Here is a 22,164-nt window from a genome sequence, read left to right on the forward strand (position 1 = left end):
GCACCTTTTTGTAACCTGAAGTTTAGGAAACTTACTTGATCTTCGTTTCCTTGAACTCGACGTGCTTCTTCGCAACCGGGTCGTACTTCGTCTTCGTCATCTTGTCCGTCATCGTACGGCTGTTCTTCGTCGTGACGTAGAAGAAACCAGTGTCGGCCGTCGACAGCAGCTTGATCTTGATGGTGGTAGCCTTGGCCATAGTCGTCCTGCCTTTAATAAAAATGAACGCCGTGGACGGCCAGTGCGGAGGTCCACGGCGAATTCTGGCGCGAAAATACAAATCGCGCCCGAAAAGTCAACCTCTGTTGCCCATGAAAAGCAGCCGTATCCCCGAAAGCAGGACATAAAGACCGAAGAAAAAGGCAACGGCCCAGGCAAAGCCGCTGGGATTGGCGAGATCCATGGCCGTGCCGATCGTCGGTGGACCGAGAACCATGCCGACGGCATAGCAGAAGACGAAGGCGGCGTTGGCAGCCACCAGATCGGCCCCGGTCAGTCGCGTGCCCAGATGGCTGAGCCCCACCGTATACATGCCCGAAACGCAGCCGCCCCAGAAGAGCAGGATGATGGCGAGAATGATCCAGCTCGATGACAGCGATGGCAGCAGAAGCGCGCCGATAAGGCCGATGGTGGCCATGATCGACAATAATGGCCGCTTGTCGCGCATGCGGTCGGCGAGGAGCCCGAGCGGAATCTGGAAGACGAAATTGCCTACGCCCATGACGGTCAACAGCAAGGCGGCCTGCGATTCGTTGAAACCGAGGCGCGTCGCATAGCTGGTGAACAGCGAGCCGCCGCCGACGGTGACCGCGCCGAACACGAAGACAGCCGCCGTTGCCGTTGGCACCAGGAAGATGTAACGGACGAAATGCAGTTCGGGCTTCTCGTCGACGATCGGGCTCTCGTTGCGCGCGATGAAGATCGGAATGGCGGCTGCGAGGATGATGCAGGCGCCGACGATGAAGGGCAGCAAGCCCTCGCTGCCGACCACAGAGAAGAGCAGGGGGCCGGCCGCAAAGCCGAGCGAGAACACCGTGGAATAGAGGCCGAGCACGAAGCCGCGCTTGGAAGGCGGCGAAGCGGCGTTGATCCAGAATTCCGACAGGATGAAAAGGGTGGTCGTCGCACCATGGAAAACGATTCGCAGCGGAAACCACAGCAGCAGGTTATCCGCGTAATAGAAGCCGAGCGAGCTTAACGCTGAGAGAAAGACCGCCCAGATCATCGTCTGCACGACGCCGAAGCGGTGCGCGAGCTTGGTCGTGATGACCGCGGCCAGCATCGAGGCAACGCCCATCATCGCTGTGTTGAGGCCGATCAGGCTTGAAGGAATCCCACGCTTTTCGAGAATAATGCTGAGAAGCGGCAGGCCCAGGCCGATGGCGATGCCGACGGCCGACACGGAGGCAATGGCCGCGACGAGCGAAGGCCAGTGAATTTCTTCGACGTGGCCGGCCTTGTCGTTCGTCGGTTCAAGCATAAACTAAATCCTGGAGCATGAGGCAGGCGAATCGATCCGGATGCGCAATATAGAAAGCCACGGCTTGGCCAAATTCAGGTGACGGGTCGGCTTTCATGAGATCGGTCAAACCCTCCGGAGCAGTCCCCTTGACGCGCGGCATGTTCAGACAAGAAATGTTGCCGATGTCAAGCCGTTGCTGATGAACCAGCTCACGCGAATCGCGAATATGCGGCGAATCGATCGTAATTCCCGATAGAAGAGTGTAACGATGTGAAACAACCTCGGCCCTTCGTCCGGGCCGGCTGCGCAGGCGGGCATACATTGTCACGACCGGCCGTTTCCCTCATCCCATTCTTCCGGACTGTCGTCATGTCCGCCGAATCCATGCATCCGCAGCGCCCATTGCAGGCCGATGACACCGCCCTTAATCGGTTGAATGACGGCAAGAGCCGCGATGACGGTAATGGGTGCCCATATGGCAAGATGTGCCCAGAGCGGCAATTTGAAAGTCATGTCCGTCAGCATGTATCCGCCGACGATGATGTGGCCGAGAACAAGGATCACCAGATAGGGCGGCAGGTCGTCGGCGCGCTGATGAAAGATCTCTTCACCGCACACGGCACAGTGATCCACCGGTTTCAGGAAGGCGCGGAAGAGCCTGCCCGTGCCGCAGCGCGGACAGCGGTTCAGCATGCCGCGGGAAATCGACCGCCCAAGCGGACGTTCGCTTTCATCGGAGCCACCGAAGCGGGTGGGAGAGTCGGATGGGCTGCCCGTCATGAATGCGTTTCCTTCTGCCGGCAGCCGCCTTTTATCTGCGTCCGCGCGGCGGTCTTGTGCCCGGCGCCTTGCGGGCTGGGTTCTTGTTGCGGCGGGTCGCCTTGTGGAATGAACGCACCGCGGTCGGCATCGGCCTGCCTTCGCTCAGCATTTCGAAGCGCAGAGCCCCGGCAAGCGGCACGGCCTCGGCAAGCCTCACGCTGACATCATCGCCGAGACGATAGCCGAGCCCGGTTCTTTCACCCGTCAGTGCCTGATGGGCTTCGTCATAGATGAAGTAATCGGTGCCGAGCGTAGATATAGGGATGAAACCGTCGGCGCCATAGTCCGGCAGGGTGACAAAAAGTCCCGACTTGGTGACGCCGCCGACGCGCGCCTCGAATTCCGCGCCGACACGGCCGGCGAGGTGATGGGCGATCAGCCGGTCAACCGTCTCGCGCTCGGCAGCCATGGCGCGGCGTTCGAAAGTCGAGATTTCGGCAGCGATATCGTCGAGTGAGGCTTCTTCGTCCGGCGTGATCCCGCCTTCGCCGAGGCCGAGCGAGCCGACAAGAGCGCGATGCACAATCAAGTCGGCATAGCGGCGGATCGGCGAGGTGAAGTGGGCGTACTTCATCAGGTTCAGGCCAAAATGCCCGATATTATCGGGGCTGTAGATCGCCTGGCTCTGCGAGCGCAGCACCATCTCGTTGACCATGGTCTGATGCGCTGTGCCCTCGGCTTTCGCGAGAATGCCGTTGAAGCTGTTGGCGCGCACGTTGCCGCCCTTGGCAAGTGAAATGCCGAGGGTGGCGAGGAATTCGCGCAGCACTTCCTGCTTGGCGAGCGTCGGGCCATCGTGGATACGATAGATCAGCACCTGCTTCCGCTTTTCCAGCGTCTCGGCAGCGGCGACGTTCGCCTGGATCATCATCTCTTCGATGAGCTTATGCGCGTCGAGGCGCGGTGGTACGAAGACGCGATCGACGGTGCCATCCGGCTTCAGCAGGATCTTGCGCTCCGGCATGTCGAGCTCGAGCGGCTGGCGCCGGTCGCGGCCCTTTTTCAGAATCTCATAGGCGTGCCAGAGCGGCTTCAGGATCGGCTCCAGCATCGGTCCGGTCTTGTCATCGGGTTTGCCGTCGATCGCCGCCTGCGCCTGCTGGTAGGAAAGCTTGGCTGCGCTCTTCATCATGACGCGATGGAAGGTATGGCCGGCCTTGCGGCCTTCCTTGGAGAAGATCATTCGAACCGCAAGGGCAGGGCGGTCGACGCCTTCTTTCAGCGAGCAGAGATCGTTGGAGATGCGCTCCGGCAGCATCGGCACGACGCGATCGGGAAAATAGACCGAATTGCCGCGCTTCAGCGCCTCGCGGTCGAGCGGCGAGTTCGGGCGCACGTACCAGGAGACGTCGGCGATGGCGACTGTGACGATTACGCCGTCCGGATTGTCGGGTGAGGGATCCATTTCGGCATAGACGGCGTCGTCATGGTCCTTGGCGTCGGCCGGGTCGATGGTGATCAGCGGCAGGCTGCGCCAATCCTCGCGATGGGACATGGTGGCCGGCTTGGCGGCATCGGCTTCCGCGATGACGGCGGCGGGGAAAACGTGTGGGATTCCATGTGCATGGATGGCAATCATCGAGATCGCCTTTTCCGACGCGACGGAGCCGATGACCGACAAGACCTTGGCGCGCTGCAGGCCGAAGCGGCCGAGACGCGCCACTTCGACTTCGACCAGATCACCATCCTTGGCGCCGCCGGTATAATCCGGGTCGATCACCATCTCCTCGCCACGCCGTTCGATGGGCATCAGCCGTCCGCCGCCGCCCGGCGTTTCGCGGAAGGCACCCATGGAGGCGCCCTGCCGCTTGTCGATGACCTTGATGATGCGGGCCGTATAGGCCGGGCCGCCGCGATCCACGGCCGAGAAGATCTTCGCGAGGATGCGGTCACCCATGCCGGCGACAGGCGCCTTGCCCTTGCCGTTGCGGCCGGCGGGCGAGGAGGATTGCTTGATCAACACGGCAGGCGCGACGCCATTTTCCTCAGCCCATTCGGCGGGACGGCCGATCAGCATGCCATCCTTGTCACGGGTGGTGATATCGAGCACGGCGATCGGTGGCAGCGCGCCGGGGCGGATGAGCGACTTGCGGCTCTTCTGCACCATGCCTTCTTCTTCAAGCTCGCGCAAAAGGTCCTTCAGCGCGACGCGGCTCTCGCCCTTCAGGCCGAAAGCTTTGGCGAGCTCGCGCTTGGACGCCTGTTGCGGATGGTCGGCGATGAAGCGCAGGATGACCTCGCGCGGCGGCAGAACGCCGTGGACGATCGCCATCATCGGCTCTGCGTCACCGCCTGCCTTGCCGGCGCGGCCGGGTTTGCCGGAACGCCGTTCCGACGATGAGGTCCTGCCGCGCGGTTCTCTGCTCACTCTGCACTCTTCTTTTTCGCTGTCGTCTTGGCCGCAGGCTTCTTTGCAGCAGCCTTCGGTTTGGCGGTTGTTTTCGTCGCTTTTGCGCCGGCTGCAGCGGCCTTTGCCTTGGCAGGCGCCTTCTTGGTGGTGCCGCCGCTCTTGCCGGCCTTCGCCGCGATCAGAGCCAGGGCTTCCTCGACCGTGATCGCCTGCGGATCCGTGCCCTTCGGCAGGGTCGCATTGACCTTGCCCCAATTGACGTAGGGACCATATTTGCCGTCACGAACGGTGATCGAGCCGCCGCCGTCCGGATGCGCGCCGAGATCCTTCAATGCCGCGGGCGTACCGCCGCGCGCTCCGCCGCCTGCCTTGCTCTGCTTTTCGGCAAGAACGGTGACGGCGCGGTTCAGACCGACGGTGAAGACATCCTCGACGCTTTCGAGGTTGGCGTAGCTGCCATCATGCAGAAGGAAGGGGCCATAGCGGCCGATGCCGGAGGAGATCATCTTGCCGGTCTCGGGGTGCTTACCGATGTCGCGTGGAAGCGAAATCAGCGCCATCGCCTTCTCATAATCGATATCCTCCGGCTTCCAGCCGCGCGGCAGCGAGGCACGCTTGGCATCCTTGCCGTCGCCGCGCTGGATGTAGGGACCGAAGCGGCCCGAACGCAGCGTCAGCTCTTCGCCGGTCACCGGATCGGTACCGAGCGCCTTCGGCTCGTTCAACCCGTTGGATTCAGCCTCCGCACCGCCTTCCGACGAAAGCTGGCGGGTATAATTGCATTCCGGATAGTTCGAGCAACCGACGAAGGCGCCGTATTTGCCGAGCTTCAGCGAGAGATTGCCCGTGCCGCACACCTGGCAGATGCGCGGATCGCTGCCGTCTTCGCGCTTCGGGAAGACGAGCGGCGCCAGCGCATCGTTCAGTGCATCGAGCACATTGGTGACGCGCAGTTCCTTCGTGTCCTCGATCTGGGCGAAGAAATCGCGCCAGAAGTCGCGCAGCACGTCCTTCCAGTTCAGCTCGCCTGCGGAGATGCGGTCAAGCTTCTCTTCCAAGTCGGCGGTGAAGTCGTATTCGACATATTTGGTGAAGAAGCTTTCGAGGAAGGCTGTCACCAGCCGTCCCTTGGCCTGCGGCACCAGCTTGCGCTTGTCGATGGTCACGTAATCGCGGTCGCGCAGCGTCGCCAGCGTCGCCGCATAGGTGGAGGGGCGGCCGATGCCGAGTTCTTCCATCTTCTTGATCAGCGATGCTTCCGAATAGCGCGGCGGCGGTTCGGTGAAATGCTGGGTCGAATTGATCTTCTGCTTGGCGAGATTTTCGCGGGCATTGATCTCCGGCAGCCGGCCGCCTTCTTCGCTGTCGTCGCTCTGCTCGCCGTCTTCCTTCTGGTCGGTATAGGCGGCGATGAAGCCGTCGAAACGGATGACGGAGCCGACAGCGCGCAGGCCGGCCTTCTTGCCGGCGTTATCGGCCAGGATCTCGACGGTGGTGCGCTCGATTTCAGCCGAAGCCATCTGGCTGGCGATGCCGCGCTTCCAGATCAGGTCGTAAAGCTTCAGCTGGTCGTCATCGAGGAACTTGCGGATGCGGTCCGGCACGCGGTCGAAGTCGGTCGGACGGATCGCCTCGTGTGCTTCCTGGGCATTCTTTGCCTTGGTGGAATAGAAGCGCGCCTTTTCCGGCAGGTAACGGTCGCCGAACTGGTTGGCGATGGCGTGGCGCGCGGCATCGATCGCTTCCGGTGCCATCTGCACGCCGTCGGTACGCATATAGGTGATGAGACCGACGGTTTCGCCGCCGATATCGACGCCCTCATAGAGTTTCTGCGCCACCTGCATGGTGCGCGAGGCTGAGAAGCCAAGCTTCGAGGAGGCGGCCTGCTGCAGCGTCGACGTCGTGAAGGGTGGGCTCGGATTGCGCTTGACCGGCTTCGCCTCGACGGTGTCGACGACATAGGAGGCGCCTTCGAGCAGCGCCTTCAGCTTGCCGGCCTCTTCGCCGTTGCCGATCGCACGCGGCTGCAGGCGCTTGCCGTCGGCGGATACGAGGCGGGCTTCGAACTCGTCGCCGCGCGGCGTCTTCAGGATCGCGGAAAGATTCCAGTATTCTTCCGAGATGAAACGTTCGATCTCCGACTCGCGGTCGCAGACGAGGCGAAGGGCGACGGACTGTACGCGGCCGGCCGAGCGGGCGCCGGGCAGCTTGCGCCAGAGAACCGGCGACAGGTTGAAGCCGACGAGATAGTCGAGGGCGCGGCGCGCGAGATAGGCATCCACCAGCGGCACGTCGATGTCGCGCGGCTCGGCCATGGCGTCGAGCACCGCCTTCTTGGTGATGGCATTGAAGACGACGCGCTTCACCGGCTTGCCGTTGATGACGCGCTTCTTGTTCAGCACGTCGAGCACATGCCAGGAAATGGCTTCACCCTCGCGATCCGGGTCGGTCGCCAGAATCAGACCGTCGGAGGTTTTTAGCGCGTCGGCGATGTCCTTGATGCGCTTTTGCGAGGCACCATCGACTTCCCACAGCATTTCGAAATCCTGATCCGGCAGCACCGAACCGTCTTTGGCGGGCAGGTCGCGCACATGGCCGAAGGATGCAAGAACCTTATATCCGGGTCCCAGATATTTATTGATTGTCTTGGCCTTGGCAGGCGATTCCACCACTACAACGTTCATCATCAAGTCTCTGAATAAGAGGTCGCGCCGACATAAGGCGCGGGAGATACCGGGTTTTCCGTCTTCCCGGCCTTCCGACATGGACAGGGAAATCGTCGCGGTCAAGAGGCTACTGCATAATTCCTTAAATCGGAATCGATTGAAGGATAAAATTATACAGCACCTTTAACGTGTTACAGCGACCTTTGCGCGTCATATGTGACGCGCGGCGCTGTAATGCGATTTTTGAGCTTGGCGCGGCGATGCTTAGAATTGGTATGCGTGTCACAGTTTTCAATCCGGCATGGAGATCGACACCAATCCGCCGGGATGCCGATGCAGCCGGCCGGCCATGTCCAATTCGAGAAGGACGGAATGAACAGCCGCAATCGGCAGGCCGGTATGGCGGACGATATCGTCGATTTCGACCGGCGTCGGCCCGAGCGCCTCGACGATATGGTCGCGCTCGGCATCATCGGGCGGCGCAGAAAGCGGTTTGCTCCGTTCGACGGGCGCTTCGGCCGGGCGCGGGCGGAAGAGGTCCGGCTCGGCGAGCGGCCGCAACGCTTCGACGATATCGTCCGGTGTCGTGACGATCATCGCGCCGTCTTTCAGCAGGCCGTTCGTCCCTTCGCAGCGCGGATCGAGCGGCGAGCCGGGAACGGCGAAGACGAGCCGGCCGAATTCGCCGGCAAGACGGGCGGTGATCAGCGAGCCGGAACGGGTTGCCGCCTCGACGACCACGACACCGAGCGAGATACCGGCGATGAGGCGATTGCGGCGCGGAAAGTCGCGTGCCCGCGGCTCCCAGCCGAAGGGCATTTCGCTGACGGCGAGCCCATTGCCGTCCCATATCTCGTTCAGCAGGCCGATATTCTCGGGTGGATAGGGTTGGTCGAGCCCACCCGCCAAAGCCGCGATCGTGCCGGTCGTGAGGCTGGCGCGGTGGGCTGCGGTGTCGATACCGCGCGCCAGACCGGAGACCACGGCATAGCCGGCCTCGCCGCAGATGCGGGCGATCATGGCCGTGAATTTGGCGCCGCTGATCGAGGCATTTCGCGAGCCGACCATGCCGATTGCCGCGCGTGTCGCTGTCGGCACATTGCCTTTGACGGTAAGAAGCGGCGGCGCGCCGTCGATCTCACGAAGGGCAGGGGGATAGTCCGGCTCGCCGATACCGACGAAGCGCGCGCCAAAACGATGCGCCGCCTCGAGCTCCCTCAATGCGTCGCGCTCGTCGGCGATGCGAACGGCGCGCGTCGAGCCGCCGCGCTGCGAAAGCTCCGGTAGCATGGCAAGTGCCGCTTCGGCGGAACCATAATGATGGATGAGATCGCGAAAGGTCGATGGTCCGACATTGTCGGAGCGGATAAGCCTGAGCCAGGCGATCCTTTGTCTTTCGGTCAGCGCAACTCCGATCCGTCTTGCGCCGCCTGTGTCCATTACCCCTTCGCTCCGATCTTGCTTTCCGTCCCGGCGGTCAGCCTGATAATATTGGCCCTGTGCTTGTACCAGGAGATGATAGTCATCAGCGCCATGACGGCGGCGATCTTGTCGACACCCAATATCCACAATACAACCGGTATGACAAGGGTTGCAACCAGCGCGGAAAGCGAGGAGTAGCGTGTGGTGAAGGCGATGACCAGCCAGACGATGGCGAAAATCAGCGCCATCAGCGGCGCAAGACCAAGCAGGATACCGAGATAGGTCGCCACACCCTTGCCGCCCTTGAAGCCGATCCAGATCGGGAAGATGTGGCCGATGAAGGCGGCGAAGCCGGCCAGCGCGCCGGCATCGCCGCCGAAGAAATGCGCGGTGATCAGGACGGCGGCCGTACCCTTGAAGGCATCGAGCAGCAGGGTCGCGGCCGCAAGCCCCTTGTTGCCGGTGCGCAGCACGTTGGTCGCGCCGATATTGCCCGAGCCGATGTTGCGCACGTCGCCGAGGCCGGCCATGCGCGTCAGCAGCAGACCGAATGGGATCGAGCCGAGCAGGTAGCCGATGACGAGGCCGGCGAGCGCGGTCTGCGGGGTAAGCTGCCAAGTCCAGAAATCCGCCATCACGTCTTATTCTCCGTAAACCCTCGGGCTTGCCCTAGAGACTGTGAACCAGCTTGCCGGCAACATAGGTTGCAACAGCCCGGCCGCTCATCCTCGCATCTTCGAAGGGTGTATTCTTCGAGCGCGACAGAAGCATGTCTTTTGCGACAAGCCAAGGCTCGTCCAGATCGACAAGCGCAATATCGGCCTTCGCGCCCGGCTTCAGTGTGCCGGCGGGGAGCCCGAAGATCTGCGCCGGCCGCGTCGAGAGCGCATCGACGAGCCGCATCAGGCTGACCTGGCCGCTGTGATAGAGCCGGAGTGCTGCCGGAAGCAGCGTTTCCAGCCCAACTGCACCGTCTTCGGCCTCTCCGAACGGCAGGCGTTTCGTATCGACATCCTGCGGATCATGCGAGGAGACGATAATGTCGATCGTGCCGTCGGCCAGGGCTTCGATCATGCCTGTGCGATCGTCTTCGGAGCGCAGCGGCGGGTAGAGTTTGAAGAAGGTGCGGTATTCGCCGATATCGTTCTCATTCAGCGCGAGATTGTTGATGGAGATGCCGCAGGTGACCTTGGCGCCGCGCGAGCGGGCGAGGCGGATCGCCTCCGCCGATTCTGGCACGGAGATCATCGCTGCATGATAGTGGCTGCGTGTCAGCGTCGCGATGCGGAGGTCGCGCTCCAGCGGGATCAGTTCGGCTTCCTTCGGGATGCCCGAAAGGCCAAGCCAGCTTGCCAGAAGGCCTTCGTGCATGACGCCGTTGGCGCCGAGATACTTGTCGCGTGTTTCGCAGGAAATCACCGCGCCGAATTCGCGCGCATAGGTCATGATGCGACGCAGGACCTGGCTATCGTGGACGCCGGAATGGGCGTCGGTGAACACGACGGCTCCCGCTTCCCGCAACAGGCCGATTTCCGTCATCTCCTCGCCGGCAAGCCCCTTGGTGAGGGCGGCTGCCGGATAGACGTTGACGGCGGCTGTATCGCGCGCCGTCTTCCGGACGAATTCGACCAGGGCGATATCGTCGATGACCGGATCCGTATCCGGCATCATGATAAAGGAGGTCACACCGCCGGCGGCTGCCGCACGGCTGGCGGAGGCGATGGTTTCGCGATGTTCACCACCGGGCTCACCGACATGCACGCGCGCATCGACGAGGCCGGGAATGGCGACGAGACCATTGCAATCGCGAATGGTCGCGCCTTTGGGTATGCCGTGGTTTTTCGCATCCTTGCCGGAGGCAACGATCACGCCGTCTTCGACGACGATGGCGCCGACTTCATCGAGATCGCGTGAGGGGTCGATGATCCGGACGTTCTGGAGGACGATCGAGTTGCTCATGCGCCCACTCCCTCAGTGCGGGGACCCTGGTTCTGCGAAACGAGCAGGGTCTCCATCACGGCCATGCGCACGGCGACGCCCATCTCCACCTGTTCGGCAATGACGCTTTGCGGGCCATCGGCCACCTCCGAGGCGATTTCCACCCCGCGGTTCATCGGGCCTGGATGCATGACGAGCGCATCCTCCTTGGCGGCCTTGAGCGTCTCGGCGTCGAGGCCGTAGAAGTGATAATATTCGCGCACCGAAGGCACGAAGGCGCCGGACATGCGCTCGCGCTGCAGCCGCAGCATCATGACAACGTCGGCATCCTTCAGCCCTTCCTTCATCGAATGGAAGACCTCGACGCCCATGTCGGCGATGCCGGCCGGCAGCAGTGTGGCAGGCGCTACGACACGGACGCGCGCCCCCATGGCGTTCAGCAGCAGGATGTTCGAGCGGGCCACGCGCGAATGCAGCACGTCGCCGCAGATCGCCACGATGATGCGTGAAAGCTTGCCCTTGGCGCGGCGGATCGTCAGCGCGTCGAGAAGCGCCTGGGTCGGATGCTCGTGCTGGCCGTCGCCGGCATTGACGACCGAGCAGGAGACTTTCTGCGCCAGAAGTGCTGCGGCGCCCGCGCTCGAATGGCGGATGACGAGCACATCAGGCCGCATCGCATTCAGCGTCATCGCCGTATCGATCAGCGTCTCGCCTTTTTTGACCGAGGAATTGCCGACGGACATGTTCATCACATCGGCGCCGAGCCGTTTTCCGGCCAGTTCGAAGGAGGATTGCGTGCGCGTCGATGCTTCGAAGAAGAGATTGATCTGCGTCAACCCGCGAAGCGTCGACGTCTTTTTCTCGCGCTGGCGGCTGATCTTGACCGCCTCGTCGGCCTTGTCGAGAAGATAGGTGATATCCTGCTCGGTGAGGCCCTTGATGCCGATGAGGTGGCGGTGGGGAAAGAAGACCATGAACCTGCCCTCTGGATTTCGTCAGGCGGTCTATAAAGAGGGAGCGCCCACGGGGCAAGCGGCGGCATGCGCCGAGGCTACGTGTTCCCCATGCAATTTCGCCCGAATCCCGCTACAGGACCTATGCCGCTGGGAGACGTAACTTCCGGTTTCCCTTGCAACCTTCTTGCTCTACAAGCGATTCATGACCCAACCGACCCGGACTGACGACCCCTTTGCCGACCTGAACCAGCCGAGCCTCTGGACCGGTATCAATGCCTATCGTTCCGATCCGCTGATCGTCGATCTCACTTCCGGCCTGCCGCGTTCGATACGGGAAGAGCTGGAGCAGCACGGTCGTTTCGTCACCTCGCACGAAGCTCAGGAACTGGCGCGCATGGCAAACCAGGGCGTGCCGCAGCTGCGCACCCACGGCCCGCGCGGCGAGCGTCTGGATGTCGTGGAATTCCATCCGGCCTGGCATGCGCTGATGCGCCGCTCCATGGCGATGGGCCTGCATTCCTCGATCTGGGATGCGCAAGCCGATCCGGAGGCGAAGGGTCACTCGCACAAGGTGCGCGCCGCTCGCTTCTATCTGACGGCTCAGCTCGAATGCGGCCATCTGTGCCCCCTCACGATGACCAGCGCCTCGGTCGCCGCCATGATGGCTTCCCCGGCGGTGCAGAAGGATTGGGCACCGAAGATCCTGTCGCGCAAATACGATTCGTCCAACAAGCCGGCCATGCAGAAGAGTGCCGTCACCATCGGCATGGGCATGACGGAAAAGCAGGGCGGCACGGATGTGCGCGCCAACAAGACGAGTGCTGATAAGGTCAGCGAAGGCATCTACAGGCTTTCGGGCCACAAGTGGTTCATGTCGGCGCCGATGAGCGATGCCTTCATCATGCTGGCGCAGACCAAGGATGGCATGGGCTGCTTCCTCGTGCCGCGGCTTCTGGAGGATGGCTCGGCCAACGGCCTGCACTTCCAGCGGCTGAAGGACAAGCTCGGCAATCGCTCGAATGCCTCGTCCGAAGTCGAGTTCACGGATACGTTCGGCTTCCTGCTCGGTGCACCCGATGCCGGCATCCGCACGATCCTCGACATGGTGACGCTGACGCGGCTCGATTGCGCGCTGGCATCTGCCGGCATCATGCGCGCGTCGCTGGCTGAAGCCGTGCATCATGCGCGCGGCCGCAGCGTCTTCGGCAAGATGCTGGTCAATCAACCGATCATGACGCGCGTGCTTGCCGATATGGCCCTTGATGTTGCCGCCGCGACCGCACTCGCCTTCCGCCTGGCCGAGGCCTTCGACAAGGCAAGTGGCAGCTCGGAGGATGCGGCCTATGCCCGGGTCATGACACCGGTTGCCAAATACTGGTGCTGCAAGATCGCGCCGGCGCTGATCTATGAAGCCATGGAGTGTATCGGCGGCAGCGGTTACATCGAAGAGCGTCCGATCGCCCGCCATTACCGTGAAGCCCCCGTCAACGCGATCTGGGAAGGCTCCGGCAATGTCATGGCACTTGATGTGCTGCGCGTGTTGAACCGGGGCAGGGACCTGTTCGAAACAGTCTTTGCCGGTCTCGCCCGCGATCTCGGCCCTGCCGGCAAGAAGACCATCGATGTCCTGCGTGCCGCCATGGCGCTTTGCGAGCAGGATGAGGGCGCCGCCCGCCTGCTGGTGGAACAGCTGGCGCTCGCAGCCGGTGCCGCCGAGCTTTATCGCCTCGGAGCCGGCAAGATCGCCGATGCCTTCATCGAAACCCGTCTCGCCGGCGGCTGGCGCGCCACCTACGGCATGCTCGATTCCCGCTTCGACGCCAGCTACATCGTCGATCTGCTGTATCCGCCGGCGACATAAGCAATGGCTTCCATTCGAACCGTTCGCCCCGAGGATATTGATCAGCTCTATGTCATCTCGCTTGCAACAGGCGATGCCGGCAAGGATGCGGCTCCGCTGCATCGGGACGGCCGGCTGATCGGCCACATCTATTCCGCGCCCTACGCCGCGCTTCATCCCGAACTGGTTTTCGTCGCCGAGGACGACGAGGGTGTCTTCGGCTACATTGCAGGCGTCTTTGATACCGTGGCGTTCGAGGAGCGGCTGGAGCGCGAATGGTGGCCGCATTTGCGGCAGAGCTATGCCGATCCGCAAGGTGATCCGGCGCTCTGGGATGCGGATCAGGAGCGCATATCGGCCATACATCATCCCAAGCAGGCGCCTACGATCCTTGTCGGGAGATTCCCTGCGCATATTCATATGAATCTGTTGCCGCGTGCCCAGGGTAGGGGCATCGGCACTGCACTGCTCAATCGTTGGATCGCGGATGCCCGTGCCGGCGGCGTCAAAGGCATCCATCTGGGCGCCAACAGCGGCAATTATGGCGGCGTCCGCTTCTGGTCATCGCGCGGCTTCGTTCCCGTGGAGCTCCCGCCGGGTCTGGCGTCCGAGACCACGATATGGTTTGGTCAATATCTCTAATCTGTGGATTCGCGCGTTTTGGCGGACGCGAGCCATCTCGGCTTTGTTGTTCGAGGCGACTTGGCTTGCTATTCACCGCTCGGTGACAGATTGGAGTCGAGTCGATGTCCACAGCAAACGCTGCCGTTAAAATTCCCCTGGAAGTGCCTGTCGTGGAAAAGCGTGTGCGCAATCGCGCCGCAACCGAACAGGCAATCCTCGATGCCGCAAAGCGGTTGCTGGCGGAGGAGGGGTTCCAGAATTTCGGCATCAATGCGGTGGCCCGCGGCGCCGGCTGCGATAAGCAGCTGATCTACCGCTATTACGGCGGCTTGAATGGCCTTGTGGAAGCTATAGGTACGGATCTCGGTAGCTGGGTGACGGATCGCATCCCCGACGATACCGGCGGCATGTTCCTTCTGACCTATGGCGATCTGATGGAGCGGCTTTCATTGCTATTTCTCGATGCGTTGCGCGCGGATCCTCTGATGCGCCGCATAGTCGCCTGGGAAGTCTCCGAAAACAGCGAGCAGGTGCGCCGGCTGTCCGAGGCGCGCTCCAAAGCGCTCGCCGGCTGGATCGAGCGCATGCGTGGCTCGCTCGTGCCGCCCAAGGGCGTCGATGCCCAGGCGGTCAACGCCATGATCTTTGCCGCCATCCAGCACATCGTCCTGGCGTCAGCTGTCAGCGATCAATGCGCGGGGCTCGCGTTGAAGAACGGCAAGGATTGGGAGAAGGCGGCAACGGCCCTGAAGCGGCTCGTGCGCGGCGTTTATGGCTGATATCGGGGCCTGGAGCATGATGCCGAAAAGTGTAAGGGGATTTCGGACGACATCATGTTCTACTTCTTTGATTCTAGAGCGGATTCAGATTTTAGGTCGAACAGACCTAAAATCATCCGACTCTAGGTAGGGGATATCCACAGGCCTGCTCCGCCATTAACCTTAACAATTGGTTTACATTGCGCCACGGCTGTTAACTCGTCACTGTTGGGAGACGAAGAGTTAACCATCAAGCGTGCAGCCATGGGGTTGAGACCCGCAAAATTAGTGTTTCTTGTCGCGGCAATGATGTTCTTCGCCGTGCTTGCACTAGATATAACGCTGCCCGCGATGGTGTTGAGCGCCATGGCGTTGTCGAACTGGCTCGTCCTTTCGGCTGGCACGACGCAATTTCAGCGTCGAAGGGGTACCGCATGAAGTGGTTGTTGATTTGCTGGGCTGGGCCGGTCTCGTTTCTCGGGGCATGGTATTATCTGTCGTACTACGACATGAGCTTTGGCATCTTCATGCTGACGCGGCAGATGCATGACCTGGTCTTCGATATCTACGGCAAGATCCTCGGCATTCCGCCGGAAACCATTCCGCCGCTGGTCGCGCGCGCGATCGCTTTCGACAGTCTCCTGGTCTTTGCGATCTTTGGCTTTCGTCGCCGCGCCGCTGTTATCGCGTGGTGGAAGCGCCGTCAGCCGTCGAAATCGGGCAAGCTTGCCCTTCCGAGCGCCGACAGCCTGTCCAAGGCTCCCTGAAGAATGAAGCTTGCCGCTGCCGAGTCGATGCGCTCGGCGCGCTTGGCACGCGAGACGTCCATTTCCAGAAGCGCCCGCTCGGCGGCAACGGTCGAAAGCCGCTCGTCCCAGAAGACGAAGGGCAGGGCGGTCTTTTCCGACATGCTGCGCACGAAGGCACGCGTTGCCTGCACGCGCGGTCCGGCAGAGCCATCCATGTTCATCGGAAGCCCTATGACGAAGGCCGCGACCTTTTCCTTCTCGGCGAAGGCGAGCAATGTTTCGGCATCCTGGGTGAACTTCACGCGCTTGATGACTGGGCGAGGCGTTGCAAAGCGTCGCCCGAGATCCGACATCGCAAGTCCGATCGTCTTGGTACCGAGATCGAGGCCGGCAATCGGCTGGCCGGGCAGGAGCGTCGCGGCTAGATCTTCGATGGTCAGCGTCGTCATCAGGGTCGTGCTCCTGTCAAAACAAATTGAAGTCCTAACCGCTTTTCTTTGTTGCGGTTTGAGATATTTCCTAGACACCAGCCTTACATTTCAAATCAAGTCATAAGGAGAAATCCAATGAAGATCACCTGGCTCGGCCACTCCGCTTTTCGCATTGAAACGGCGACGGCAAAAATACTGATCGATCCATTTCTGTCTTACAATTCTTCTTTTGCGGCCGCCGGTCTCAACATCAAGGACGTTGCCCAGGGCGTGACCCATATCCTGCTGACGCATGGCCATGGCGACCATGTGGGTGACACGGTTCAGATCGCCAAGGACACGGGCGCGGTCGTTCTCGCCAATGCCGACCTCGCTTCCTGGCTTGGCACCAAGGGCGTCGAGAAGCTGGAAATGGGCAATACCGGCGGCACGATCGGCCTTGGCGGCTTCTCGGCCACTTTCACCAATGCGCTGCATTCCTCCGCGCAGATCACCGAGGATGGCGTTTCCCACGCGCTCGGCAATGCGAACGGCCTGATGCTGCATTTCGACGACGAGCCGACGCTGTTCCATATGGGGGATACGGACATCTTCTCGGATATGGCGCTGATCAATGAACTGCATCTGCCCGATATCGGCATCCTGCCGATCGGCGACCGCTTCACCATGGGCGGTGCTGTGGCGGCACTCGCCTGCCAGCGCTTCTTCAACTTCAAGACCGCCATTCCCTGCCACTACGGCACGTTCCCGATCATCGACCAGACGCCGGAAAAGTTCATCGCCGGCATGGAAGGCTCGAAGACGGCGGTTGCCGCGCCGAAGGTAGGCGAGAGCGTTTCTGCCTGACGATACCCGTTGCGTATGGCGGGCATGGCCTTTATAGCGTGAAGCAAATTCACTTTAGTGGATAAGTCACCTATCCGGAGAATGCCATGTCCGTCGATCTCGCCACCGTCAAACGCGTCGCTCATCTTGCCCGCATCGCCGTCAACGAAGACGAAGCGCAGCGGATGATGGGCGAGCTGAACGGCATTCTGGGCTTCGTCGAGCAGCTCTCCGAAGTGAATGTCGATGGTGTCGAAGCCATGACCTCGGTAACCCCGATGGCGATGAAGAAGCGAGCCGACGAAGTAACGGACGGCAACAAAGCTGCCGACATCGTCGCCAATGCGCCGAATACCGATCAGAATTTCTTCCTGGTGCCCAAAGTCGTCGAATAACGGTTCCTTCGAGCCTTTTCCGACCCGTTGCCCAATTCCAGATCTGAAGCGAAACAAAATGAGCGAACTGACCAGCCTGACCATTGCCGAAGCCCGCGACAAGCTGCGCGCCAAGGAGATTACCGCCACCGAACTGACCGAGGCCTATATCTCGGCGATCGAGGCTGCCAATGCTCAGCTCAATGCATATGTGAAGGTGACGCCGCAAAAGGCGCTGGCAATGGCCAAGGTGTCGGATGCTCGCCTTGCGGAAGGCAAAGCTGGTCCGCTGGAAGGCATTCCGCTTGGGATCAAGGACCTGTTCGGCACGGAAGGCATTCATACGCAGGCTTGCAGCCACATCCTGGATGGTTTCGAGCCGCACTACGAATCGACCGTCACGCAGAACCTCTGGAATGACGGCGCCGTCATGCTGGGTAAGCTCAACATGGATGAGTTCGCCATGGGCTCCTCCAACGAGAGCTCCTATTACGGCCCGGTGATCAACCCATGGCGTGCCAAGGGTTCGAACCAGCAGCTGGTTCCGGGCGGCTCGTCCGGCGGGTCGGCCGCTGCGGTTGCCGCCCATCTCTGCGCCGGCGCGACGGCCACGGACACCGGCGGCTCCATCCGCCAGCCCGCAGCCTTCACCGGCACCGTCGGCATCAAGCCGACCTATGGCCGCTGCTCGCGCTGGGGTATCGTCGCCTTCGCCTCGTCGCTCGACCAGGCCGGCCCGATTGCCCGCGACGTGCGCGATGCCGCCATCCTTCTGAAGTCGATGGCAAGTGTCGATGCCAAGGATACGACCTCGGTCGACCTGCCCGTGCCGGATTACGAAGCCTCGCTCGGCCAGTCGCTGAAGGGTATGAAGATCGGCATCCCGAACGAATATCGCGTCGACGGCATGCCGGGAGAGATCGAGACGCTCTGGCAGCAGGGTATTGCCTGGCTGAAGGATGCTGGCGCCGAGATCGTCAATATCTCGCTGCCGCATACGAAATACGCACTGCCGGCCTATTACATCGTTGCGCCCGCCGAGGCCTCCTCGAACCTCGCCCGCTACGACGGCGTTCGCTACGGCCTGCGCGTCGATGGCAAGGATATCGTCGACATGTACGAGAAGACCCGCGCTGCCGGCTTCGGCCAGGAAGTGAAGCGCCGCATCATGATCGGTACCTATGTTCTCTCGGCCGGCTATTACGACGCCTATTACCTGCGTGCCCAGAAGGTTCGCACGCTGATCAAGCGCGACTTCGAACTGGCCTTCAACGCCGGCGTCGACGCCATCCTGACGCCAGCGACCCCATCCTCGGCCTTTGGCATCGCCGACGAGGACCTCGCGTCCGATCCAGTGAAGATGTACCTCAACGACATCTTCACGGTGACGGTCAACATGGCGGGCCTGCCAGGCATCGCCGTTCCCGCCGGCCTCGACCCGAAGGGCCTGCCGCTCGGCCTGCAGCTCATCGGCAAGCCGTTCGAAGAAGAAACCCTCTTCAAGACCGCCCACGTCATCGAACAGGCCGCCGGCAAGTTCACGCCGGCGAAGTGGTGGTAAGCACTGCAATGAGACGAGTGGCTTGATGACCAATCTCGTCAAGCTTCGCGACGTCTGGCGCTACTTATCATAAGGGCCGCCCGGAAATCCGGGCGGCCCTTTTTGCACATGCCAATATTCCGCCTGAACGCCATCACATTTTGGACCGAAATACGATCATAAATTGCAGAGAGCCGCGTGGTCTCGTCCTCTGCAACCGAATCGGAAGGTCTCTTCATGCTCAAGCAAGTCACGGCGATCCTGCTCCTCGGCGCGTCATGTCCGGCGATATCGCTGGCGGCCGACAATGGGGCCATTCGATCCATCACCCTGTCCTCGGGCGGCTTGGCTCAGGTTTCCCGATCGGCTGATGTCGATGGCGACGGCGTGATCCGGATCGAGGTGCCGCTCGATCAGGTCGATGACATCCTGAAGAGCCTTGTGGTCAACGGGTTTGCAGGTTCGGTGGCCGGCATCTCGCTGGCAGGGCCACAGCCGTTGCAGGAAACGTTCAAGGGCCTGCCGTTCAGTCTGGAAGCGCTCTCATCCGTGCCGTCGCTTCTGACATCGCTGCAGGGCGCCAAAGTATCGGTCACCAGCGGCGGCAAGACTGTCGAAGGAAACATTCTGGGAATCGAGACGAGGAAGGCCGACGAGAAGGCCCCGACTTACCTGCTGACTGTTATCGACCAGGATGGAGCGGTGGAGACGTTGACACTTGGTGAAGATGCCTCCGTCCGGTTTGAAGATCCCGACCTGAGAGCGAAGATCGCGAAAGCCGCGACAACCATCGCTCGCGGCAAGAACGACCGCACGCGCTCCGTCGATATCAAGGTGAACGGTGTGAAGGACAGCGGTGCCGTCGGCCTGACCTATGTCGTGCCGTCGCCGATCTGGAAAACGGCTTATAAAGTCGTCATCGATGGAAATAACAAGGCGCACTTGCAGGCATGGACAGTGCTGGAAAATGCCAGCGGCGAGGATTGGAAGGGCATCAAGCTGACACTGACTTCGGCCGAGCCGGTAACGCTGAAGCAGGGCCTGCACCAGCTCTATTGGAGAGAGCGGCAGGAAGTGCCCGTTCATACCGCGTCGAACAATGTTCCTGATGCAGATAGCGGGGACCTGTCCAATCGGCAGCGTCTGTCGGCAAATGTCGAGGAACGAGCCGTACCTGCGCCTGCAAAAGCGATGATGGGCGGCGTCAGCAGAAAGGCGTACGCGGCTGACGAGCTGGAAAGTCCGGCCGCGCCCATGCAGATTGCCGCGACCAATCCCACCGCCGCGACCGAAAGCGATATCTCGGCCACTTTCGAGCTTCCGGGGATCTATGATCTGGCCAATGGTGATACCTTGTCGGTGCCGATCATGGATGCGGAGGTGGAGGCCGACATGGTGGATATGTATCGGGCTGGCAGCGTCCTTCGCAATCCCATTGCCGCCGTAATGCTCAAGAACACCATCGGGGTCAGCATGCCATCGGGGATTCTGACGCTCTACGACAGCAAGACCGGCTATATCGGCGATTCCCAGCTATCGGCGCTGCCGAAGGATGACACGCGCCTCGCCAGCTTTGCGACCGACCGAAAGGTATCGATCAGTGAACAGCAGACACCGACGGAGGAGATCGCCTCGCTGAAAGTTTCCGATGGGGTGATGAATGCTACCGTCAAATATCGCCAGACGACGACATACACCGTGTCAGGCGCGCTCGATGGGGAAAGAACCGTCATCATCGAGCACCCGATCAGGGATGGCTGGTCGTTCTCATCGGCCGAAGGCTTCGGCAAGACGGCAACGCACCAGCGGCTGAAGGCGATCGTGCCGGCGGGCGCGGAAAAAGTGTTGACGGCTGTCGACGAACAGCTTCAGAGCAACAGCTACGCCCTGGTCGATACCGATCCGGACATGCTGCTCGGCTGGTCGGCCTCGACCCATGACAAGGAACTGACGGACAAGCTTACAAATCTCGCCGATGCACGCAAAAGGCAGGTCGCGATCCAGAACGAACTGGCGAGCCTCGATAGCGAAATCGAGAAAACCGTCAATGAGCAGGAGCGGATAAGGCGCAATCTCGGCGCCGTGCCTGACAACGGCGATTTGAAGAAGCGCTATTTGAAGGCTCTGGCTGACAGCGAGGATCAAATCGCCTCGATGAATGAAAGGCGCGATGCGGTGCAGCAGGAAAGCGATCGTCGGGGCGACCACGTGAGTGACATCATCAGGACGTTCTGATCGCCGCGCCTCACATCGATCGGCGAGAGCCGCCCAACAGGGGGCGGCTCTCGGGCTTGTTCTATCGATTGTTCAGCTGCGCCCTCACCAGCCGCAATCCCCTTTCGCTGATGCGATAGGGATGGCCGTCCTTGGATTTGATGGCCTTGAGGCGCTTCAGCCGGCGAAAGAGGTCGATGCCGAAATCGGGATAGATCCAGCCGTCTCGCGTAAAGCAGTAGACGGTCTCGATCTTCTTGTTGTCGCTGCGTTCGATTTCGATGCGCCCGCCCTGGGCGAGCAGGTGGAGAATGCGCTGTTCGGCGCGGGAAATGTCCATTGTTGTCAGAATCCGTATAGCGCCAAACGGCGCACAAAAACGATCCGAGCCTTCCCTTAGGGAAGTCGGGGCTTCGTTTTTCAGGCCCGGCACGCAAGAAGACTTGCGAGCGGGGCCTTTACCGGGACTGACAAAAGTTAGACATCAAAACTCCGTTGATGCACCCTGTCTAAAGCAGGTTGCGCCTTGAGGTCAAGTTCAACTCGGAAGGTGTCTTTCCGCCGCCAGGCGTGGCAGCGAATCTCGCCGCTGGCAAAAGCCTCTGGCCGATGCTTTACTGTTTTCAAACGACGGGGGCTCGATGATCAACATTCGCAATGCCCATGAAGGTGAAACGGCGGTGCTGGCAAGCATTGGCCTGCGCTCCTGGCAGAAGGCGATGAGCGCGATCGGCGGCACGGGTGAACTGCTGGAAGGTGCAAGCGAAGCCTTTACCAATTTCACCAGCAATCTATGGCTGACGATCACCGTTATCGAGTTGAACGGCGAGGCTGTGGGATGGGCGGCGCGCGAAGCGCTCGACGAGGCGATCTCCGATTTCTGGATCGATCCCGATTTCGCGCGGCGCGGCCTCGGCTCGGCTTTGCTTGCGCGGATTGAGCAGGATGTGCGCGAGCAGGGGTTGGAAAAGGTCTCTCTGCAGAGCCATGCGGGAAATACCGACGCCATCGCCTTCTTCAGGGCGCGCGGCTATGAGATCCGCTGGCTGTCGATCGTCTATTCCCCGAAGCTCGATAGCGATGTTCCCACAGTCGGGCTTTCGAAATCGCTGGTCGAGGAGAGCGACGGCGTCTACGGACCGGTCATATAGCACGCCGCCGACGCCGAAAGCCTTGCGCCGCCTCGCCAATTG

General features: G+C 61.3%; 21 protein-coding genes. 9 read left to right on the plus strand and 12 right to left on the minus strand.

Translation table 11 applies throughout. From position 1 onward, the window contains the following. Positions 1-31 precede the first annotated feature (31 nt). From rpmG to PH552_RS11420, 10 genes are all read right to left on the minus strand, one after another. Positions 32-199 (minus strand): 50S ribosomal protein L33, encoded by a 168-nt coding sequence (rpmG, locus tag PH552_RS11375; protein ID WP_003547442.1) that lies wholly within the window; start codon positions 197-199, stop codon positions 32-34. Between the two features lie 96 nt (positions 200-295). Continuing rightward, a complete protein-coding gene (locus tag PH552_RS11380) occupies positions 296-1,480 on the minus strand; it encodes an MFS transporter (protein WP_113250581.1) in 1,185 nt (394 codons plus the stop codon). Beyond that, positions 1,473-1,790 carry a hypothetical protein gene (locus tag PH552_RS11385; RefSeq protein WP_146758994.1) on the minus strand — a complete coding sequence of 106 codons (318 nt, stop codon included), beginning with the start codon at positions 1,788-1,790 and terminating at the stop codon, positions 1,473-1,475. The genes PH552_RS11380 and PH552_RS11385 overlap by 8 nt, the downstream gene beginning before the upstream one ends. After that, positions 1,787-2,242 carry a DUF983 domain-containing protein gene (locus PH552_RS11390; RefSeq protein WP_112344231.1) on the minus strand — a complete coding sequence of 152 codons (456 nt, stop codon included), beginning with the start codon at positions 2,240-2,242 and terminating at the stop codon, positions 1,787-1,789. Before PH552_RS11390 ends, PH552_RS11385 begins: the two co-directional genes overlap by 4 nt. Before the next feature lie 31 nt (positions 2,243-2,273). Then, positions 2,274-4,652, minus strand: a complete 2,379-nt coding sequence (rnr, locus tag PH552_RS11395) for a ribonuclease R (RefSeq protein WP_113250580.1) — start codon at positions 4,650-4,652, stop codon at positions 2,274-2,276. Beyond that, entirely contained in the window at positions 4,649-7,318 is a 2,670-nt protein-coding gene (gene topA / locus PH552_RS11400; RefSeq protein ID WP_113250752.1) for a type I DNA topoisomerase, read from the minus strand. The genes rnr and topA overlap by 4 nt, the downstream gene beginning before the upstream one ends. A gap of 273 nt (positions 7,319-7,591) precedes the next feature. Then, complete coding sequence (dprA, locus tag PH552_RS11405) at positions 7,592-8,740, minus strand: DNA-processing protein DprA (protein ID WP_113250579.1); 1,149 nt, start codon at positions 8,738-8,740, stop codon at positions 7,592-7,594. Next, positions 8,740-9,360, minus strand: coding sequence for a glycerol-3-phosphate 1-O-acyltransferase PlsY (gene plsY, locus PH552_RS11410; protein WP_169644910.1), 621 nt, complete (start codon positions 9,358-9,360; stop codon positions 8,740-8,742). The genes dprA and plsY overlap by 1 nt, the downstream gene beginning before the upstream one ends. Before the next feature lie 31 nt (positions 9,361-9,391). Beyond that, the gene (locus PH552_RS11415; protein ID WP_112344235.1) at positions 9,392-10,681 is read right to left on the minus strand and encodes a dihydroorotase; all 1,290 of its coding nucleotides are present in this window, start codon (positions 10,679-10,681) and stop codon (positions 9,392-9,394) included. After that, a complete protein-coding gene (locus PH552_RS11420) occupies positions 10,678-11,634 on the minus strand; it encodes an aspartate carbamoyltransferase catalytic subunit (protein ID WP_069614943.1) in 957 nt (318 codons plus the stop codon). The genes PH552_RS11415 and PH552_RS11420 overlap by 4 nt, the downstream gene beginning before the upstream one ends. A 184-nt stretch (positions 11,635-11,818) precedes the next feature. Here PH552_RS11420 and PH552_RS11425 point away from each other — a divergent pair, with 184 nt between their 5' ends. From PH552_RS11425 to PH552_RS11440, 4 genes are all read left to right on the plus strand, one after another. Further along, positions 11,819-13,477, plus strand: coding sequence for an acyl-CoA dehydrogenase family protein (locus PH552_RS11425; RefSeq protein WP_113250751.1), 1,659 nt, complete (start codon positions 11,819-11,821; stop codon positions 13,475-13,477). Between the two features lie 3 nt (positions 13,478-13,480). Next, on the plus strand, positions 13,481-14,098 hold the full coding sequence (locus PH552_RS11430) for a GNAT family N-acetyltransferase (protein ID WP_113250578.1): 618 nt from the start codon (positions 13,481-13,483) through the stop codon (positions 14,096-14,098). A 104-nt stretch (positions 14,099-14,202) separates the two neighbouring features. Further along, on the plus strand, positions 14,203-14,859 hold the full coding sequence (locus PH552_RS11435) for a TetR/AcrR family transcriptional regulator (RefSeq protein ID WP_113250577.1): 657 nt from the start codon (positions 14,203-14,205) through the stop codon (positions 14,857-14,859). Positions 14,860-15,272: 413 nt separating this feature from the next. Continuing rightward, positions 15,273-15,605, plus strand: coding sequence for a DUF6105 family protein (locus PH552_RS11440; RefSeq protein ID WP_113250576.1), 333 nt, complete (start codon positions 15,273-15,275; stop codon positions 15,603-15,605). Here PH552_RS11440 and ruvX read toward each other — a convergent pair. Continuing rightward, positions 15,542-16,036: a Holliday junction resolvase RuvX gene (ruvX, locus tag PH552_RS11445; protein WP_113250575.1), complete on the minus strand. Its 495-nt coding sequence runs from the start codon at positions 16,034-16,036 to the stop codon at positions 15,542-15,544. The two genes, PH552_RS11440 and ruvX, sit on opposite strands and share 64 nt — an antisense overlap. A 117-nt stretch (positions 16,037-16,153) precedes the next feature. Between ruvX and PH552_RS11450 the strand changes: the two genes are divergently transcribed. The 4 genes from PH552_RS11450 to PH552_RS11465 all read left to right on the plus strand — a co-directional run bounded on the left by PH552_RS11450 (position 16,154) and on the right by PH552_RS11465 (position 20,992). After that, positions 16,154-16,864: a metal-dependent hydrolase gene (locus tag PH552_RS11450; RefSeq protein ID WP_113250574.1), complete on the plus strand. Its 711-nt coding sequence runs from the start codon at positions 16,154-16,156 to the stop codon at positions 16,862-16,864. A gap of 86 nt (positions 16,865-16,950) precedes the next feature. After that, entirely contained in the window at positions 16,951-17,238 is a 288-nt protein-coding gene (gene gatC / locus PH552_RS11455) for an Asp-tRNA(Asn)/Glu-tRNA(Gln) amidotransferase subunit GatC (RefSeq protein ID WP_037194314.1), read from the plus strand. A gap of 58 nt (positions 17,239-17,296) precedes the next feature. Continuing rightward, entirely contained in the window at positions 17,297-18,778 is a 1,482-nt protein-coding gene (gene gatA / locus PH552_RS11460) for an Asp-tRNA(Asn)/Glu-tRNA(Gln) amidotransferase subunit GatA (RefSeq protein ID WP_113250573.1), read from the plus strand. Between the two features lie 216 nt (positions 18,779-18,994). After that, positions 18,995-20,992, plus strand: coding sequence for a DUF4139 domain-containing protein (locus PH552_RS11465; protein ID WP_113250572.1), 1,998 nt, complete (start codon positions 18,995-18,997; stop codon positions 20,990-20,992). Positions 20,993-21,053: 61 nt separating this feature from the next. Here the strand turns inward: PH552_RS11465 and PH552_RS11470 are convergent, their stop codons facing one another. After that, entirely contained in the window at positions 21,054-21,311 is a 258-nt protein-coding gene (locus PH552_RS11470; protein WP_113250571.1) for a YjhX family toxin, read from the minus strand. 301 nt (positions 21,312-21,612) lie between these two features. Here PH552_RS11470 and PH552_RS11475 point away from each other — a divergent pair, with 301 nt between their 5' ends. Further along, entirely contained in the window at positions 21,613-22,122 is a 510-nt protein-coding gene (locus PH552_RS11475) for a GNAT family N-acetyltransferase (protein ID WP_113250570.1), read from the plus strand. Positions 22,123-22,164 lie beyond the last annotated feature (42 nt).

It is taken from the genome of Rhizobium aureum (genome assembly GCF_030182495.1).
In the GTDB taxonomy this organism is placed as follows: Bacteria; Pseudomonadota; Alphaproteobacteria; order Rhizobiales; family Rhizobiaceae; genus Rhizobium; species Rhizobium tropici_C.

What these genes read in the sequence shown, in the direction of transcription:
- rpmG (WP_003547442.1), bottom strand. Translation starts at nt 199, where the DNA reads ATGGCCAAGGCTACCACCATCAAGATCAAGCTGCTGTCGACGGCCGAC.
- PH552_RS11380 (WP_113250581.1), bottom strand. Translation starts at nt 1,480, where the DNA reads ATGCTTGAACCGACGAACGACAAGGCCGGCCACGTCGAAGAAATTCAC.
- PH552_RS11390 (WP_112344231.1), bottom strand. Translation starts at nt 2,242, where the DNA reads ATGACGGGCAGCCCATCCGACTCTCCCACCCGCTTCGGTGGCTCCGAT.
- topA (WP_113250752.1), bottom strand. Translation starts at nt 7,318, where the DNA reads ATGAACGTTGTAGTGGTGGAATCGCCTGCCAAGGCCAAGACAATCAAT.
- dprA (WP_113250579.1), bottom strand. Translation starts at nt 8,740, where the DNA reads ATGGACACAGGCGGCGCAAGACGGATCGGAGTTGCGCTGACCGAAAGA.
- PH552_RS11415 (WP_112344235.1), bottom strand. Translation starts at nt 10,681, where the DNA reads ATGAGCAACTCGATCGTCCTCCAGAACGTCCGGATCATCGACCCCTCA.
- PH552_RS11420 (WP_069614943.1), bottom strand. Translation starts at nt 11,634, where the DNA reads ATGGTCTTCTTTCCCCACCGCCACCTCATCGGCATCAAGGGCCTCACC.
- PH552_RS11425 (WP_113250751.1), top strand. Translation starts at nt 11,819, where the DNA reads ATGACCCAACCGACCCGGACTGACGACCCCTTTGCCGACCTGAACCAG.
- PH552_RS11430 (WP_113250578.1), top strand. Translation starts at nt 13,481, where the DNA reads ATGGCTTCCATTCGAACCGTTCGCCCCGAGGATATTGATCAGCTCTAT.
- PH552_RS11435 (WP_113250577.1), top strand. Translation starts at nt 14,203, where the DNA reads ATGTCCACAGCAAACGCTGCCGTTAAAATTCCCCTGGAAGTGCCTGTC.
- PH552_RS11440 (WP_113250576.1), top strand. Translation starts at nt 15,273, where the DNA reads ATGAAGTGGTTGTTGATTTGCTGGGCTGGGCCGGTCTCGTTTCTCGGG.
- ruvX (WP_113250575.1), bottom strand. Translation starts at nt 16,036, where the DNA reads ATGACGACGCTGACCATCGAAGATCTAGCCGCGACGCTCCTGCCCGGC.
- PH552_RS11450 (WP_113250574.1), top strand. Translation starts at nt 16,154, where the DNA reads ATGAAGATCACCTGGCTCGGCCACTCCGCTTTTCGCATTGAAACGGCG.
- gatC (WP_037194314.1), top strand. Translation starts at nt 16,951, where the DNA reads ATGTCCGTCGATCTCGCCACCGTCAAACGCGTCGCTCATCTTGCCCGC.
- gatA (WP_113250573.1), top strand. Translation starts at nt 17,297, where the DNA reads ATGAGCGAACTGACCAGCCTGACCATTGCCGAAGCCCGCGACAAGCTG.
- PH552_RS11465 (WP_113250572.1), top strand. Translation starts at nt 18,995, where the DNA reads ATGCTCAAGCAAGTCACGGCGATCCTGCTCCTCGGCGCGTCATGTCCG.
- PH552_RS11470 (WP_113250571.1), bottom strand. Translation starts at nt 21,311, where the DNA reads ATGGACATTTCCCGCGCCGAACAGCGCATTCTCCACCTGCTCGCCCAG.
- PH552_RS11475 (WP_113250570.1), top strand. Translation starts at nt 21,613, where the DNA reads ATGATCAACATTCGCAATGCCCATGAAGGTGAAACGGCGGTGCTGGCA.